The sequence below is a fragment of the Streptomyces lacaronensis genome, from assembly GCF_047337785.1.
Classification (GTDB): domain Bacteria; phylum Actinomycetota; class Actinomycetes; order Streptomycetales; family Streptomycetaceae; genus Streptomyces; species Streptomyces lycopersici.
The window spans coordinates 5,252,499-5,266,031 of record NZ_JBLHDK010000003.1; the positions used below are offsets into that span (position 1 = coordinate 5,252,499).

Below are 13,533 nucleotides of genomic sequence, written 5' to 3' on the forward strand. Positions count from 1 at the left end.
GGGTGGAACGTGCGAAAGAGGCGACGCCGGGACAGCGGTCGCCTTTCGCGAGGGTCTCAGCCAAAGACGTACTTGATGGCGTTGTTGAACCCATAGTCAATCACGGTCACGATGCCAATCATGATGAGGACGAAGACGATCACCACGCTGGTGTACGTGGACAGCTGGCTGCGCGTGGGCCAGACGACCTTCCGCAGCTCAGCGATGATCTGGCGGTAGAAAAGCGCGAGTCGGCCGAAGGGCCCCTTCTTCGCACGCTTACCGCCACGACGACCCCGCTTGGTCGTCTCCTCATCCTCGGGACGACCGCTCTCAGGCGTCGCGGTGGAGCCCAGGGCTTCCGTCACTCGTCCTCACCTGAATCCGGGTCGTGGCCGTGCCGCGTCCGGCCCGGCCGCACAGCGGTGCTTGTCCTTGCGTACGCATGCACGCACCCTCATCACAGTGCGTGTAGCAGGGCCGGAGGGACTTGAACCCCCAACCGCTGGTTTTGGAGACCAGTGCTCTACCAATTGAGCTACGACCCTTTGCGGCACTCCCAACCTACCGCATCCACCCGGCTGCACGGAGTGTGCGGTCGGATCCGGCTGTTGATCGGCCAACGACGGATGAGTGTACGTGCTTGACGGCCGGGCGTCGAACGAGAAGCGCGCGAAGTCCCCGCAAACCCGTGTGCCACCCATTTCGCCCGTCTGCGACGATGCATCCATGACCGCTGCTACTCCCCCAGTACAGTCCCCGACCGACCGGCGGGTATCGGCCCGGATCGGCTCGATCTCCGAGTCCGCGACCCTCGCCGTCGACGCCAAGGCCAAGGCCCTCAAGGCCGCGGGCCGTCCGGTGATCGGCTTCGGCGCCGGTGAGCCCGACTTCGCCACGCCCGACTACATCGTCGACGCCGCGGCCGCGGCGTGCCGCGACCCGAAGTACCACCGCTACACCCCGGCCGGCGGCCTCCCCGAGCTCAAGGCCGCGATCGCCGCGAAGACGCTGCGTGACAGCGGGTACGAGGTCGAGGCGGCCCAGATCCTGGTGACCAACGGCGGCAAGCAGGCGATCTACGAGGCGTTCGCCGCGATCCTGGACCCGGGCGACGAGGTCATCGTCCCCGCGCCCTACTGGACCACCTACCCGGAGTCGATCCGGCTGGCCGGCGGTGTCCCGGTGGAGGTCGTCGCCGACGAGACGACCGGTTACCGCGTCTCCGTCGAGCAGCTGGAGGCGGCCCGCACCAAGAACACCAAGGTGCTCCTCTTCGTCTCCCCCTCGAACCCCACCGGCGCGGTCTACAGCCGTGAGCAGGTCGAGGCGATCGGCCGCTGGGCCGCCGACAACGGGCTGTGGGTGCTGACCGACGAGATCTACGAGCACCTGGTCTACGGCGACGCGGAATTCCACTCGCTGCCGGTCGTGGTGCCCGAGCTGCGCGACAAGTGCATCGTGGTCAACGGTGTCGCCAAGACGTACGCGATGACCGGCTGGCGGGTGGGCTGGGTCATCGGCCCCAAGGACGTCGTCAAGGCCGCGACCAACCTCCAGTCGCACGCCACCTCGAATGTGAGCAATGTCGCTCAGGTCGCCGCGTTGACCGCCGTCTCGGGCGACCTCGACGCCGTGGCCGCGATGCGCGAGGCGTTCGACCGCCGCCGCCGCACCATGGTGCGGATGCTGAACGAGATCGACGGCGTGGAGTGCCCGGAGCCGGAGGGCGCCTTCTACGCCTACCCCTCGGTCAAGGGGCTGCTCGGCAAGGAGATCCGCGGCAAGCGGCCGCGGACCACCGTGGAGCTGGCCGAGATCATCCTGGAGGAGGCCGAGGTCGCCGTGGTGCCGGGTGAGGCGTTCGGCACCCCGGGCTATCTGCGGCTGTCCTACGCGCTGGGCGACGAGGACCTCATCGAGGGCGTCTCCCGACTGCAGAAGCTGCTGGGCGAGGCGGCCGCGTAAGGCGCCTGGCCTTCGTACACACGACCCGTGCGCACGACCCGTACGCACGGAAGGGACGGGCCGGAGTCCGCGGGGGCGGATTCCGGCCCGTTCGCGTGCGCGCGCCTCCCGTTCGGGGAAAGCGGTACCGACGGGTCCGGACGTGCGGCAGTATCTGGAGATGGCACGCGATGTACACCTGCTCCCCAAAGCGCATCTGCATCTCCACTTCACCGGCTCCATGCGCCCCGCAACCCTCCTCGAACTCGCCGACAAGTACGGCGTCCATCTCCCCGAGGCACTGAGCGGCGGTGAGCCGCCGAAGCTGCGCGCCACCGATGAGCGCGGCTGGTTCCGCTTCCAGCGGCTGTACGACATCGCACGCTCCTGTCTGCGGGAGGCCGACGACATCCGGCGGCTGGTGCGCGAGGCGGCCGAGGAGGACGTGCGGGACGGGGCCAAGTGGCTGGAGATCCAGGTGGACCCCACCTCGTACGCCCCGCGCCTGGGCGGGCTGACCCCCGCGATGGAGGTCATCCTGGACGCGGTCGGGAGCGCCTCCGCGGCGACCGGTCTCGGGATCAGGGTGGTGGTCGCCGCCAACCGCGTGAAGCATCCGCTGGAGGCCCGCACCCTGGCCCGGCTCGCGGTGCGCTTCGCGGACCGCGGCGTCGTCGGCTTCGGCCTCTCCAACGACGAACGGCGCGGATTCGCCCGCGACTTCGACCGGGCCTTCGCCATCGCCCGGGAGGGCGGGCTGCTGGCGGCGCCGCACGGCGGCGAGCTGTCGGGCCCCGGCAGCGTGCGGGACTGCCTGGACGACCTCGGCGCGGCCCGGGTCGGCCACGGGGTGCGCGCGGCGGAGGACCCGCGGCTGCTCGCCAAGCTCGCCGAACGCCAGGTGACCTGCGAGGTGTGCCCGTCGTCGAACGTGGCACTCGGGGTCTACGAGAAGCCGGAGGACGTCCCGCTGCGCACGCTGTACGACGCCGGGGTGCCGATGGCGCTCGGGGCGGACGACCCGCTGCTCTTCGGCTCGCGGCTGGCGGCGCAGTACGAGCTGGTGCGCGAGCACCACGCCTTCACGGACGCCGAACTGGCCGAGCTGGCGCGTCAGTCGGTGCGCGGCTCGGCCGCGCCGGAGGAGGTCCGGCGGCGGATGCTGGCGGACATCGACGACTGGCTGGCGGGCCCAGCCTCCTCACGTGAGCAGGTTGGGTCAGAGGCTCACGAGTAGGTTGGGTCAGAGGTTCACGCCGACCGTCACCGGCTCGTTGACCAGCCGGATCCCGAACGCTTCCTCGACCCCGGCCACCACCTCGCGGGCCAGCGCCAGCAGATCCTCGGTCGTGGCCTGACCCCGGTTGGTGAGGGCGAGCGTGTGTTTGGTGGAGATCCGGGCCGGGCCGGTGCCGTAGCCCTTGGTGAAGCCCGCCCTGTCGATCAGCCAGGCCGCGGAGGTCTTGATCAGGCCGTCGCCCGCCGGGAAGGCGGGCGGCGCGGTGTCCGGGCCCAGGCGTTCGGCGACGCGGGCCAGGAAGGCGGCGTGGGCGTCCTGGTCAAGCACCGGGTTGGTGAAGAACGACCCCGCGGACCAGGTGTCGTGGTCCTCGGGGTCGAGCACCATGCCCTTGCCCGCGCGCAGCCCCAGGACGGTCTCGCGGGCGACGGCGGCCGGTACCCGGTCCCCCACCCCGACGCCGAGCACCCGCGCGGTCTCGGCGTACCGGACGGGCGCGGAGAGCCCGCCCGCGTCCTCCAGTTCGAAGCGGACCCGGAGCACCACATGGCGGTCGGGGTCGGCCTTGAAGCGGCTGTGGCGGTAGGAGAAGGCGCAGTCGGCGTTCGGGATCGTGACGACCTCGTCGGCGCGGCGGTCGTAGGCGATCACCTCGGTGATCGTGGCGGAGACCTCCTGGCCGTAGGCGCCGACGTTCTGTATGGGCGTCGCGCCCGCGGAGCCGGGGATTCCGGCGAGGCATTCGATGCCCGCGAGCCCCGCCTGGACCGTGCGGGCCACGGCGGCCGACCAGTTCTCGCCCGCGGCGAGCTCCAGGCGGCTGCCGTCGAGCGTGAAGCCGCTGGTGGCGATGTGCAGGGCGGTGCCGTCGAAGCCCTTGTCGGCGATGACCAGATTGCTGCCGCCGCCGATCACCAGCAGCGGGGTCCCGGCCGCGTCGGCCGCGCGGACCGCGGCGATGACCTCGTCGTCGGTGGTGGCCGTGAGCAGCCGGTTGGCCGGTCCGCCGAGACGGAAGGTGGTGAGGGGCGCGAGGGGGGCGTCGTGGAGTTCCTGCACGCGCTCAAGAGTACGGGGGCGCCCCCTGGGCTCCTGGAGGCGGCCGCCCCCGGTGTGGGGAATCCGGGGGCCGGCGGGCTTGCGGGCCGTAAGGGGCTCGGACGGGCCGCACGCGCTCCGGCGTGCTCTCATCCGCCCGGGGCCGCATCAGGCGCGGTCGAGGGGCTCAGACGAGCCGTACCACGGCGCGGGCCCGGCCCAGCACCTTCTGACCGGCGCTGGTCGCCGTGATGTCGAGGCGCACCGTACGGGCCTCGTCGTCCAGCTTGGCGGTCACCTTGGCGCCGATCTCGATGACCGCGCCCTTGTCGTCGTTGGGGACCACGACCGGCCGGGTGAAGCGGACGCCGTACTCGACGAGTGCGCCGGGGTCGCCGGCCCACTCGGTCACCACCCGGGCCGCCTCGGCCATGGTGTAGGCGCCGTGCGCGATGACGTCGGGGAGGCCGACCTCTCTGGCGAACTTCTCGTTCCAGTGGATCGGGTTGAAGTCGCCCGACGCGCCCGCGTAGCGCACGAGGTCGGCGCGGTTCACCCGGAACTCGCGCGTCGGCACCTCGGTACCGACCTCCACGGCGTCATACGAGATCCTGGCCGTCATCTGCTCTCCTCCACCTCTGCGTCAGCGGCGCGGGCCACCAGCGTCGTGAACGACGTCGCTACATGATCACCCGCCTCGTCGTGGACCTCGCCGCGGACGGACAGGATGTCGTTGCCGGCCAGCGACTTGATCGAGTCGATGATCGAGGTGACCTTCAGGCGGTCCCCCGCGCGGACCGGGCGGGTGTACTCGAACCGCTGGTCGCCGTGGACCACTCGGCTGTAGTCCAGTCCCAGCTGCGGGTCCTCGACAACCTGCTTCCCGGCCGCCTTGAAGGTGATCGTGAAGATGAACGTCGGCGGGGCGATCACATCGGGGTAGCCGAGGTCCCAGGCCGCCCCGGGGTCGGTGTAGACCGGATTGGCGTCACCGAGGGACTCGGCGAATTCCCGGATCTTCTCCCGGCCGACCTCGTACGCGGCGGTGGGCGGGTAGGTCCGCCCCACGAAGGACTGGTCGAGCGCCATCGGCGCACACCTCCTGCGATTGAATTACCAACGAAACGAGGCCGCCCCCCGCGAGTGGGGGCGGCCTCGAATGAGAGTTTATTGCTATCGCGTCTCACGGTGCGCGGTGTGCGCGTTGCAACGCGGGCAGTGCTTCTTGATCTCAAGACGATCCGGGTCGTTGCGCCGGTTCTTCTTGGTGATGTAGTTCCGCTCCTTGCACTCCACGCAGGCCAGCGTGATCTTCGGGCGGACGTCGGTGGCAGCCACGTGAGTGCTCCTTGACGAACGGATTAGGGGATTAACGCAGAAAGAGTAGCCGATCGAAGGACCGACCCCACAATCGGCTACTGTCAGTAGCGGTGACCGGACTTGAACCGGTGACACAGCGATTATGAGCCGCTTGCTCTACCGACTGAGCTACACCGCTGTGATGCGAGTGACTCCCCGCTCAACCAGCGTAGCGGAACGGGAAGCCTCACACATCAGAGCCCCAATACGGAATCGAACCGTAGACCTTCTCCTTACCATGGAGACGCTCTGCCGACTGAGCTATTGGGGCGAGCGATGAAGACATTACACGGTCGGCCGCCGAAGGTGAAATCCGTATCGGCCCCTCGTCACCCTGGTCTCACGCACCACACCGGTACGACTATTCGGCTCCTCCGCGAAGCCGCCCCCACCTGGTCCTAGGCTTCGCTTCGCACCCACGTGATCTTGGCTGCGCACGCATCCGACGCGTGCCCGGCGCGTCACCCGTCGCGTGCTCGGCGAATCCCAGGAGCGCGATGCCCGAGAGCCAGCAGCAGCCGCAACAGCCGCCCAGGAACGGCGGAGCGGCCCCCGGCGAGCCCACCGCCCTGGTGCTCGGCGGCGTCCGGCTCGCCGACGGACGCACCGTGGACGTCCGGCTCAGCGGCGGGCGGATCGAGGCCGTGGGCACGGCGGGCAGCCTCGTCCCCGGCACCCGGCTGGACCTCGGCGGCTATCTGCTGCTGCCCGCCCCCGCCGAACCCCACGCCCACTGTGACACCGCCCTTACGGCCGACATGGCGGGCCCGGTCCCGTACGCCGCCGGGGACGTCCAGCGCCGCACCGTCGAGGCCGCCCTGCTCCAACTCGGCCACGGCGCCACGGCGCTGCGCACCCATGTCCGCATCGGCGGGGTGCACGGCCTGCGCTCCCTGGCCGCGGTCCTGGAGGCCGGACGGGCGCTGCGCGGGCTCACGGAGCTGAGCGCGGTGGCGGTGCCCCGGGTGCTGACCGGCGCCGCCGGGGCGGACGGTCTGGCGATGCTGCGGGACGCGGTGGAGATGGGCGCGTCGGTCATCGGCGGCTGCCCCGACCTCGACCCGGATCCGACCGGCCACGCCGAGGCCGTCCTCGACCTCGCCGCGCGCCACGGGTGCGCCGTGGATCTGCACACGGACGGTGACGACCCGGCCCGCCTCGCCCGGTTCGCGGCGATGGCCGGGGGCCTGCGGCCGGGGGTCGCCATCGGCCCCTGCGGCGGGCTGTCCCGGCTGCCCTCGGAGTCGGCGGGGAGGATCGCCGAGCGGCTGGCGGCGGCCGGAGTGGCCGTCGTCTGCCTCCCCCAGGGCGACTGCGCCGGGCTGGAGCACCAGGGCATGCGGGGAGCGCGCACCCGCGCCTGCGCGCCGGTGCGGCTGCTGCGCGCCGCGGGCGTCCGGGTGGCCGCGGGCAGCGGGGCGCTGCGGGACGCGGTGAACCCCGTGGGGCGCGGCGATCCCCTGGAGGCCGCCTTTCTGCTGGCGTCCCGGAGCGAGTGGCGGCCGGAGGAGGCGTACGAGGCGGTGTGCGCGCGGGCGCGGGCCGCGATGGGGCTTGCCGAGGTGCGGGTGGAGGCCGGGTTCCCGGCGGAGCTGCTCGCGGTGCGCGGGGACGGCCTCGCGGGGGTGCTCTCGCTCGCGTACAGCAGGGTCGTGGTGCACCGTGGGCGGGTGGTGGCCCGTACCAGCGCGGTGCGGGAGTACTGCGACTCGGCGGCCGCGGCGGCGCTGGATCTGCCCCGGCAGGCACGGCCGCAGAGCGGCGGCGAGCAACAGTAGGCCGCACGGCGTACGGTCGGGATCATGCGCATTGTCATCGCTGGTGGACATGGACAGATCGCGCTGCGGCTGGAGCGGCTGCTCACCGCGCGCGGAGACGAAGTGGCGGGCATCATCCGCAAGCCGGAACAGGCGGGCGACCTGCTGGCGTCGGGCACCGAACCGGTCGTCTGCGACCTGGAGTCGGCCTCGCTGGAGGACGTGGTCAAGCACCTGGAGGACGCGGACGCGGCCGTCTTCGCGGCCGGAGCGGGCCCCGGCAGCGGTGTCGCCCGTAAGGACACCGTCGACCACCGGTCCGCGGTGCTCTTCGCGGACGCGGCCGAACGGGCCGGGGCCCGGCGGTTCCTGATCGTCTCCTCGACCGGCGCCTCCCACGAGCCGCCGCCGGACACCGACCCGGTCTTCGCCGCCTATCTGCGCGCCAAGGCCGCGGCCGACGACGACATCCGCGCCCGGGACGGCCTCGACTGGACCGTGCTGCGCCCGGGCCGGCTGACGAACGACCCGGGCACGGGCCGGGTCAAGCTGGCCGAACGCACCGGCCGCGCCGAGATCACCCGCGACGATGTGGCCGCGGTCCTGGTCGCCCTCCTGGACGAGCCCCGTACGGCGGGCCGCACGCTGGAGCTGATCAACGGCGACACGGCGGTGGCGGACGCGGTGGCGGCGGTCGCCGAGCGGGGGTGAGGGCGCGGTCGCCCAGCGGGGGGTGAGGGGCCGGTCGCCCAGCGAGGGGCGAGGGCCGGGTGGGCCCCACCCGACCGCTCAGAAGTCCACCCGGGCCGGGGCGTCGGCCCGGGCCACGGACTCCTGGGCGTACTGGCGCTCGTACGCCGTCCGGATCCGTTCGATCCGCGAGTCCTGCGCCCCCGCCTCGGAGGCCGGGTAGAGCAGGACCACCTCGTACGAGCGCTCCCGCTCGATCGTTCCGCTCTGGTCCCGCCACTGCCCCCGGCCGTCGTGGATCGTCAGGCCGGAGGGGAAGCGCGGGGTGATCCGCCGGTCCACGAAGGCCAGGAACTGCTTCTCGGTGACGGGCGGCCCGCCGTCGGGGCGCTCGGTGCCGAAGAAGAGCCGGGTCTCGACGTACGGCTTGCCCCGGCCCACGGCGCCGGAGGCCGCCGCGGCGGGCGGGTCGTCCAGCGCGGCGTAGGCGGCGACGGGGGTGGCGGCGGCGAGGGCGAAGGCCGCCCCGACGGCGGCGAGACGGACGCGTGGCTTCATGGTTGGCATCGTCCGATCGTCCCGACGCCGGGGGCCCTCGGGAAGGGCGCCTTACGGTGCACATCCGTGCGAGGCGCGGGGCACGTCCGCGCGAGACGTGAGGCACATCCGCGCGAGACGCGGGGCACATCCGCGCGAGACGCGGGGGCCGGCCCGCCCCGATGTCAGGCGGCAGCGGGCCGACCCGGGGCCCGGCCCAGGACGTCGCTCAGACCCTGCGCCACCGGGCCACCGCGAACACCGCCCCGCGGGCCACCCCGCCGCAGCTCCCCAGCGCTTCCACGGCCCGCCGTGTCCGCCGGGACATCGCGCCTACCTTGAGGTGCTTGTGGAAGCCGCACCGGATCGCCCGTACGGCGATCCACGCCCCCGCCACGGCCACCGCGGCCCCGTCACGGCCACCGCCCCCGGCGGCTGCGACCAGCCACCGGCCGTACGGCAGGTCGAGCGCGCGTGCCGTCACGTCCTTCGGCTGCCGGTCGCTGGAGCCGCTGCCCTGCTCGCCGGTGGCGAAGGAGGGCACCGAGTACGCGACGACGCCGTAGAAGACCGCGCGGGCCGCCCCCGCCGGCCGCTTCCGCGCCGCGCCCCCGTCCGGCCCCGCGGCCGCGAAGACCGCCTCGGCCGGCCGCCACAGCGCCATGCAGACCAGCCCGACGCCGACCGCCCAGACCAGCGCCGCTCTTGTTGGTTGAAGCGATCCGCCCTACGCTGCCGCCACCGAATCTGACGAACCGTCAGATCGAATGGAACGGACAGGACCACCACGAGGCGACCGGGGAGAGATGGCGAGATGACCGGCGAGACGAACGTCACCACCGAGCTGCCCCTGGTCATCAGCGTCGATGACCATGTGATCGAGCCCGCGCACCTCTTCGAGACCTGGCTCCCGGCCAAGTACCGGGACCGCGGCCCCAAGCCCCTTACGGCCGGGATCGGCGAACTGGCCTATATCGGCGGCAAGTACAAGTTCACCACCGACCCGGAGGGCCAGCTCACCGACTGGTGGAGTTACGAGGGCGACCTCTTCCCCTACAAGCGGATCATCGCCGCCGTCGGCTTCTCCCGCGACGAGATGACCCTCGACGGCATCACCCGCGAGCAGATGCGCCGCGGCTGCTGGGACCCCAAGGACCGGCTCGCCGATATGGACCTCAACCATGTCGAGGCGTCCCTGTGCTTCCCGACCTTCCCCCGCTTCTGCGGCCAGACCTTCGCCGAGGCGAAGGACAAGGAGGTCGGGCTGGCGTGCGTCCGGGCGTACAACGACTGGATGGTCGAGGAGTGGTGCGGCGACAGCGGCGGCCGCCTCATCCCGCTCTGCCTGATCCCTCTGTGGGACGTCGACCTCGCCGTCCAGGAGATCCGCCGCAACGCGGCCCGCGGCGTCCGCGCGGTGACCTTCAGCGAGATCCCCACCTACCTCGGGCTCCCCAGCATCCACAGCGGCTACTGGGACCCGTTCTTCGCCGAGTGCGAGGCCACGGGGACGGTCGTGTGCATGCACATCGGCTCCTCGTCCCAGATGCCCGCCGCCTCCCCCGACGCCCCGCCGGCCGTCCAGGCCGCGCTGAGCTTCAACAACGCCATGGCGTCGATGATGGACTTCCTCTTCAGCGGCGTCCTGGTCTCCTTCCCGCGCCTGAAGCTGGCCTACGCCGAGGGTCAGATGGGCTGGATCCCCTACGCCCTGGAGCGCGCCGACGACGTCTGGGAGGAGCACCGCGCCTGGGGCGGCGTCCGCGACCTCATCCCCGAGCCGCCGTCCACGTACTACTACCGGCAGATCTTCTGCTGCTTCTTCCGCGACAAGCACGGGGTCGCCTCGCTGGACACGGTCGGCGTGGACAACGCCACCTTCGAGACCGACTACCCCCACGTCGACTCCACCTGGCCGCACACCCGACGCATCGCCGCCGAGCATGTGGCCGGCCTCTCCCCCGAGACCACGTACAAGATCCTCCGCGGCAACGCGATCCGCATGCTGGAGCTGGACCTCGACCGGGGGCGGCGGGCGGGGGCGGGCGGCTAGCCCGGCCAAGCCATGCGCGGCGGCCAGGCCATGCGCGGCGGCCAGGCCGTGTGCTGCGACTAGGCCGTGCGCGGGGGCTCGCTCGCGTGCGGCTGGGCCGAGCCGCAGTAGCGGCACTTGCGCGCCGCCTCGGGGAGATCCTCGGTGAGGCACTCCGGGCAGGTCTTGAGCGGACCCGGCTCCCCGAAGACCTCCGCGCCCCGGCGGCGCTGGGTGTACTTGTACGGCAGGACGATCAGGAAGTAGACGACGCCCATGAAGATGACGAAGTAGATCAGGGCGGAGATGAACGACCCGATGTTGAGGTACGTCGGGTTGTTCCCCTGGTCGCCGAGCTGCCAGCCCAGCCCGGCCGATTTGCCGCCCTGGAGCCGGGCGATGACCGGGTTGATCACGGAGTCGGTGAACGCCTTGATCAGCGTCGAGAACGCCAGCGCTGTGACCAGGCCGACGGCGACAACGATGACATCACCGCGCATGAGGAAGTTCTTGAAGCCCCTGAGCACGATCCGCCCTCTCTGTCCTGATACGGGGGATCACCACCCTAGGAGCGGCCTCACGGAGCCCACGGTGCGCCACGACGGACGGCCGCTCGTACGGCGGCAGACCCCCGCGCACAATGCCGGAACTGGCAGCATCCGCGCCCTGCAGCACGCCTTCCGCAGACACCTGGACACCCACGCCGAAGCGAAAACGGCCCCCGACCGCGTTTCCGCAGTTCAGGGGCCGTTTCTTTGGTGTGGCGGCGCCAGGATTCGAACCTGGGTAGGCTAAGCCGACGGATTTACAGTCCGCTCCCATTGGCCACTCGGGCACACCGCCTGGGATGTGGCCAGGTGCCCCGCTCTCGCGGCGCTGCTCCCTGGCAACGACGTAAACAATACCTGATGTGCGGGGGTGCTTCGCCACCCGGTTGATCGCCGCTCGATCATGGCCGAGATCGCTAGGCTGGCCGGAGCGGTCCGCTGGGCCGTGCCACTGACGGATCTACGTACGAGGAGCCAACTCAAGATGGCCGACTCCAGTTTCGACATCGTCTCGAAGGTCGAGCGGCAGGAGGTCGACAACGCTCTGAACCAGGCGAGCCGCGAGATCTCCCAGCGTTACGACTTCAAGAACGTCGGTGCCTCGATCGCGTGGTCGGGCGAGCGGATCGAGATGCGAGCCAACTCCGAGGAGCGGGTCAAGGCGATCCTCGACGTCTTCCAGTCCAAGCTGGTCAAGCGCGGGATCTCGCTGAAGGCCCTGGACGCGGGCGAGCCGCAGGCGTCGGGCAAGGAGTACAAGATCTTCGCCTCGCTGCAGGAGGGGATCTCGCAGGAGAACGCGAAGAAGGTCGCCAAGATCATCCGCGACGAGGGCCCCAAGGGCGTCAAGGCGCAGGTGCAGGGCGAAGAGCTGCGGGTGACCTCCAAGAGCCGGGACGACCTTCAGGCCGTCATCGCCCTGATCAAGGGCAAGGATCTCGACTTCGCGGTGCAGTTCGTGAACTACCGGTAGGCAGCGCCCGGACCGGTGCGGCAGGGGCGGCGCGGCGTTGCCGTGCCGCCCCTTGGTGTTGTCGGCGTCCCCGGTCAGCGGTGGGCGAAGGGCCGCTCGGTGGGGACGATTTCGTGGCCCAAGGGGGCCAGGGAGATCGGGATGAGCTTGAAGTTGGCCAGGCCCAGGGGGATGCCGATGATCGTGACGCAGAGGGCGACGCCGGTGAGGAGGTGGCCGAGCGCCAGCCACCAGCCCGCGAGGACGAGCCAGAGGACATTGCCGACGCAGGAGGGGGCTCCGGCGTCGCGGCGGGGGACGGCGGTGCGGCCGAAGGGCCACAGGGCGAAGCCCGCGATGCGCCAGGAGGCGATCGCGAAGGGGATGCCGATGATCGTGATGAAGAGCAGGACCCCGGCGAGAAGATAGAGGATCGCCATCCAGATGCCGGAGAGGATCAGCCAGATCAGGTTCAGGAGGGTTTTCACGGCCGGCGGCCTCCTGCCATCTGTTCGAGGCGGGCGATGCGCTCCCGCATGGGCGGGTGGGTGGAGAAGAGCTTGGCCATGCCCTCACCGGCGCGGAAAGGGTTGGCGATCATCAGGTGGCTGGCGGTCTCCAGCCGGGGCTCGGGCGGCAGCGGAAGCTGCTTGGTGCCCGCCTCCAGCTTGCGCAGGGCGCTGGCGAGGGCCAGGGGGTCGCCGGTGAGCTGGGCGCCGGAGGCGTCCGCCTCGTACTCGCGGGAGCGGCTCACGGCGAGCTGGATGATGGAGGCCGCGAGCGGGCCGAGGAGCATGATCAGCAGCATGCCGAGGAAGCCGGGGCCCTCGTCGTCGTCGGACCGGCCCATGGGGATCAGCCAGGCGAAGTTCACCAGGAACATGACGACGCTGGCGAGCGCGCCCGCGATCGAGGAGATCAGGATGTCGCGGTTGTAGACATGGCTGAGCTCATGGCCGATGACCCCGCGCAGCTCGCGCTCGTCCAGCAGCCGCAGGATGCCGTCGGTGCAGCACACCGCCGCGTTACGGGGGTTGCGGCCGGTGGCGAAGGCGTTGGGGGCCTCGGTCGGGGAGATGTAGAGCCGGGGCATCGGCTGGCGCGCGGCCGTGGAGAGCTCGCGCACTATCCGGTACAGCCCTGGCGCCTCGAACTCGCTGACGGGGCGGGCGCGCATAGCGCGCAGGGCCAGCTTGTCACTGTTCCAGTAGGCGTACGCGTTGGTCCCGAGTGCGACGATCACCGCGATGATCAGTCCGGTACGGCCGAAGAGGCTGCCGATGACGATGATGAGCGCGGACAGGCCACCGAGGAGTACGGCGGTCTTCAGCCCGTTGTGCCGGCGGTGCACGGTGTGCCCTCCCGATGTGCCGCAGGGGAACCCTTTGCCTGGTGTCTCCACCTTCCAGTGGACCCTCCTGAAAAAGTCAACGCCAGGCGAAGGGCACCAGTTC

15 protein-coding genes, 4 tRNA genes and 1 pseudogene are annotated in these 13,533 nt (G+C 71.1%); 6 read left to right on the top strand and 14 right to left on the bottom strand.

Annotation, left to right across the window (positions count from 1 at the left end; all coding sequences use genetic code 11):
- Positions 1-56 precede the first annotated feature (56 nt).
- The gene (secE, locus tag ACMTAK_RS22430) at positions 57-347 is read right to left on the bottom strand and encodes a preprotein translocase subunit SecE (protein WP_413807862.1); all 291 of its coding nucleotides are present in this window, start codon (positions 345-347) and stop codon (positions 57-59) included.
- Between the two features lie 107 nt (positions 348-454).
- Positions 455-527, bottom strand: a tRNA-Trp gene (locus tag ACMTAK_RS22435).
- A gap of 181 nt (positions 528-708) precedes the next feature.
- On the opposite strand from ACMTAK_RS22435, the gene ACMTAK_RS22440 reads away from it, so the two are divergent.
- Complete coding sequence (locus tag ACMTAK_RS22440; protein ID WP_413807863.1) at positions 709-1,947, top strand: pyridoxal phosphate-dependent aminotransferase; 1,239 nt, start codon at positions 709-711, stop codon at positions 1,945-1,947.
- A gap of 160 nt (positions 1,948-2,107) precedes the next feature.
- The gene (locus tag ACMTAK_RS22445; protein WP_413807864.1) at positions 2,108-3,163 is read left to right on the top strand and encodes an adenosine deaminase; all 1,056 of its coding nucleotides are present in this window, start codon (positions 2,108-2,110) and stop codon (positions 3,161-3,163) included.
- Positions 3,164-3,169: 6 nt separating this feature from the next.
- Here ACMTAK_RS22445 and ACMTAK_RS22450 read toward each other — a convergent pair whose 3' ends face one another.
- The 6 genes from ACMTAK_RS22450 to ACMTAK_RS22475 all read right to left on the bottom strand — a co-directional run bounded on the left by ACMTAK_RS22450 (position 3,170) and on the right by ACMTAK_RS22475 (position 5,834).
- Entirely contained in the window at positions 3,170-4,225 is a 1,056-nt protein-coding gene (locus ACMTAK_RS22450; protein ID WP_413807865.1) for a UDP-N-acetylmuramate dehydrogenase, read from the bottom strand.
- Positions 4,226-4,391: 166 nt separating this feature from the next.
- Positions 4,392-4,826 (bottom strand): MaoC/PaaZ C-terminal domain-containing protein, encoded by a 435-nt coding sequence (locus ACMTAK_RS22455; RefSeq protein WP_413807866.1) that lies wholly within the window; start codon positions 4,824-4,826, stop codon positions 4,392-4,394.
- Complete coding sequence (locus ACMTAK_RS22460; RefSeq protein WP_413807867.1) at positions 4,823-5,293, bottom strand: FAS1-like dehydratase domain-containing protein; 471 nt, start codon at positions 5,291-5,293, stop codon at positions 4,823-4,825. Before ACMTAK_RS22460 ends, ACMTAK_RS22455 begins: the two co-directional genes overlap by 4 nt.
- Before the next feature lie 84 nt (positions 5,294-5,377).
- On the bottom strand, positions 5,378-5,542 hold the full coding sequence (rpmG, locus tag ACMTAK_RS22465; RefSeq protein WP_009715907.1) for a 50S ribosomal protein L33: 165 nt from the start codon (positions 5,540-5,542) through the stop codon (positions 5,378-5,380).
- A gap of 87 nt (positions 5,543-5,629) precedes the next feature.
- A tRNA-Met gene (locus ACMTAK_RS22470) sits at positions 5,630-5,702 on the bottom strand.
- Between the two features lie 59 nt (positions 5,703-5,761).
- Positions 5,762-5,834, bottom strand: a tRNA-Thr gene (locus tag ACMTAK_RS22475).
- Between the two features lie 226 nt (positions 5,835-6,060).
- Between ACMTAK_RS22475 and ACMTAK_RS22480 the strand changes: the two genes are divergently transcribed.
- Both ACMTAK_RS22480 and ACMTAK_RS22485 read left to right on the top strand, forming a co-directional pair.
- A complete protein-coding gene (locus ACMTAK_RS22480; protein ID WP_413807868.1) occupies positions 6,061-7,341 on the top strand; it encodes an amidohydrolase family protein in 1,281 nt (426 codons plus the stop codon).
- 24 nt (positions 7,342-7,365) lie between these two features.
- Complete coding sequence (locus ACMTAK_RS22485; protein ID WP_413807869.1) at positions 7,366-8,031, top strand: NAD(P)H-binding protein; 666 nt, start codon at positions 7,366-7,368, stop codon at positions 8,029-8,031.
- A 78-nt stretch (positions 8,032-8,109) separates the two neighbouring features.
- On the opposite strand, the gene ACMTAK_RS22490 is transcribed toward ACMTAK_RS22485, so the two are convergent.
- Both ACMTAK_RS22490 and ACMTAK_RS22495 read right to left on the bottom strand, forming a co-directional pair.
- Complete coding sequence (locus ACMTAK_RS22490) at positions 8,110-8,577, bottom strand: DUF3574 domain-containing protein (RefSeq protein ID WP_413807870.1); 468 nt, start codon at positions 8,575-8,577, stop codon at positions 8,110-8,112.
- Between the two features lie 217 nt (positions 8,578-8,794).
- Positions 8,795-9,265, bottom strand: a pseudogene (locus tag ACMTAK_RS22495) (DUF1206 domain-containing protein); the annotation flags it as partial.
- A 96-nt stretch (positions 9,266-9,361) separates the two neighbouring features.
- Between ACMTAK_RS22495 and ACMTAK_RS22500 the strand changes: the two are divergent.
- Positions 9,362-10,600, top strand: a complete 1,239-nt coding sequence (locus ACMTAK_RS22500; RefSeq protein ID WP_413807871.1) for an amidohydrolase family protein — start codon at positions 9,362-9,364, stop codon at positions 10,598-10,600.
- 59 nt (positions 10,601-10,659) lie between these two features.
- On the opposite strand, the gene ACMTAK_RS22505 is transcribed toward ACMTAK_RS22500, so the two are convergent.
- Entirely contained in the window at positions 10,660-11,106 is a 447-nt protein-coding gene (locus ACMTAK_RS22505; RefSeq protein ID WP_413807872.1) for a large conductance mechanosensitive channel protein MscL, read from the bottom strand.
- Positions 11,107-11,340: 234 nt separating this feature from the next.
- Positions 11,341-11,422 (bottom strand) — tRNA-Tyr (locus ACMTAK_RS22510).
- Between the two features lie 189 nt (positions 11,423-11,611).
- Here ACMTAK_RS22510 and ACMTAK_RS22515 point away from each other — a divergent pair.
- The gene (locus ACMTAK_RS22515) at positions 11,612-12,100 is read left to right on the top strand and encodes a YajQ family cyclic di-GMP-binding protein (RefSeq protein WP_037963620.1); all 489 of its coding nucleotides are present in this window, start codon (positions 11,612-11,614) and stop codon (positions 12,098-12,100) included.
- A gap of 74 nt (positions 12,101-12,174) precedes the next feature.
- Here the strand turns inward: ACMTAK_RS22515 and ACMTAK_RS22520 are convergent, their stop codons facing one another.
- Both ACMTAK_RS22520 and htpX read right to left on the bottom strand, forming a co-directional pair.
- The gene (locus tag ACMTAK_RS22520; RefSeq protein WP_413807873.1) at positions 12,175-12,567 is read right to left on the bottom strand and encodes a YccF domain-containing protein; all 393 of its coding nucleotides are present in this window, start codon (positions 12,565-12,567) and stop codon (positions 12,175-12,177) included.
- Positions 12,564-13,430, bottom strand: a complete 867-nt coding sequence (gene htpX, locus ACMTAK_RS22525) for a zinc metalloprotease HtpX (RefSeq protein WP_262704989.1) — start codon at positions 13,428-13,430, stop codon at positions 12,564-12,566. The genes ACMTAK_RS22520 and htpX overlap by 4 nt, the downstream gene beginning before the upstream one ends.
- Between the last annotated feature and the right edge of the window lie 103 nt (positions 13,431-13,533).

What these genes read in the sequence shown, in the direction of transcription:
- ACMTAK_RS22490 (WP_413807870.1), bottom strand. Translation starts at nt 8,577, where the DNA reads ATGCCAACCATGAAGCCACGCGTCCGTCTCGCCGCCGTCGGGGCGGCC.
- ACMTAK_RS22445 (WP_413807864.1), top strand. Translation starts at nt 2,108, where the DNA reads ATGGCACGCGATGTACACCTGCTCCCCAAAGCGCATCTGCATCTCCAC.
- ACMTAK_RS22500 (WP_413807871.1), top strand. Translation starts at nt 9,362, where the DNA reads ATGACCGGCGAGACGAACGTCACCACCGAGCTGCCCCTGGTCATCAGC.
- ACMTAK_RS22515 (WP_037963620.1), top strand. Translation starts at nt 11,612, where the DNA reads ATGGCCGACTCCAGTTTCGACATCGTCTCGAAGGTCGAGCGGCAGGAG.
- ACMTAK_RS22485 (WP_413807869.1), top strand. Translation starts at nt 7,366, where the DNA reads ATGCGCATTGTCATCGCTGGTGGACATGGACAGATCGCGCTGCGGCTG.
- ACMTAK_RS22455 (WP_413807866.1), bottom strand. Translation starts at nt 4,826, where the DNA reads ATGACGGCCAGGATCTCGTATGACGCCGTGGAGGTCGGTACCGAGGTG.
- ACMTAK_RS22460 (WP_413807867.1), bottom strand. Translation starts at nt 5,293, where the DNA reads ATGGCGCTCGACCAGTCCTTCGTGGGGCGGACCTACCCGCCCACCGCC.
- ACMTAK_RS22480 (WP_413807868.1), top strand. Translation starts at nt 6,061, where the DNA reads ATGCCCGAGAGCCAGCAGCAGCCGCAACAGCCGCCCAGGAACGGCGGA.
- ACMTAK_RS22440 (WP_413807863.1), top strand. Translation starts at nt 709, where the DNA reads ATGACCGCTGCTACTCCCCCAGTACAGTCCCCGACCGACCGGCGGGTA.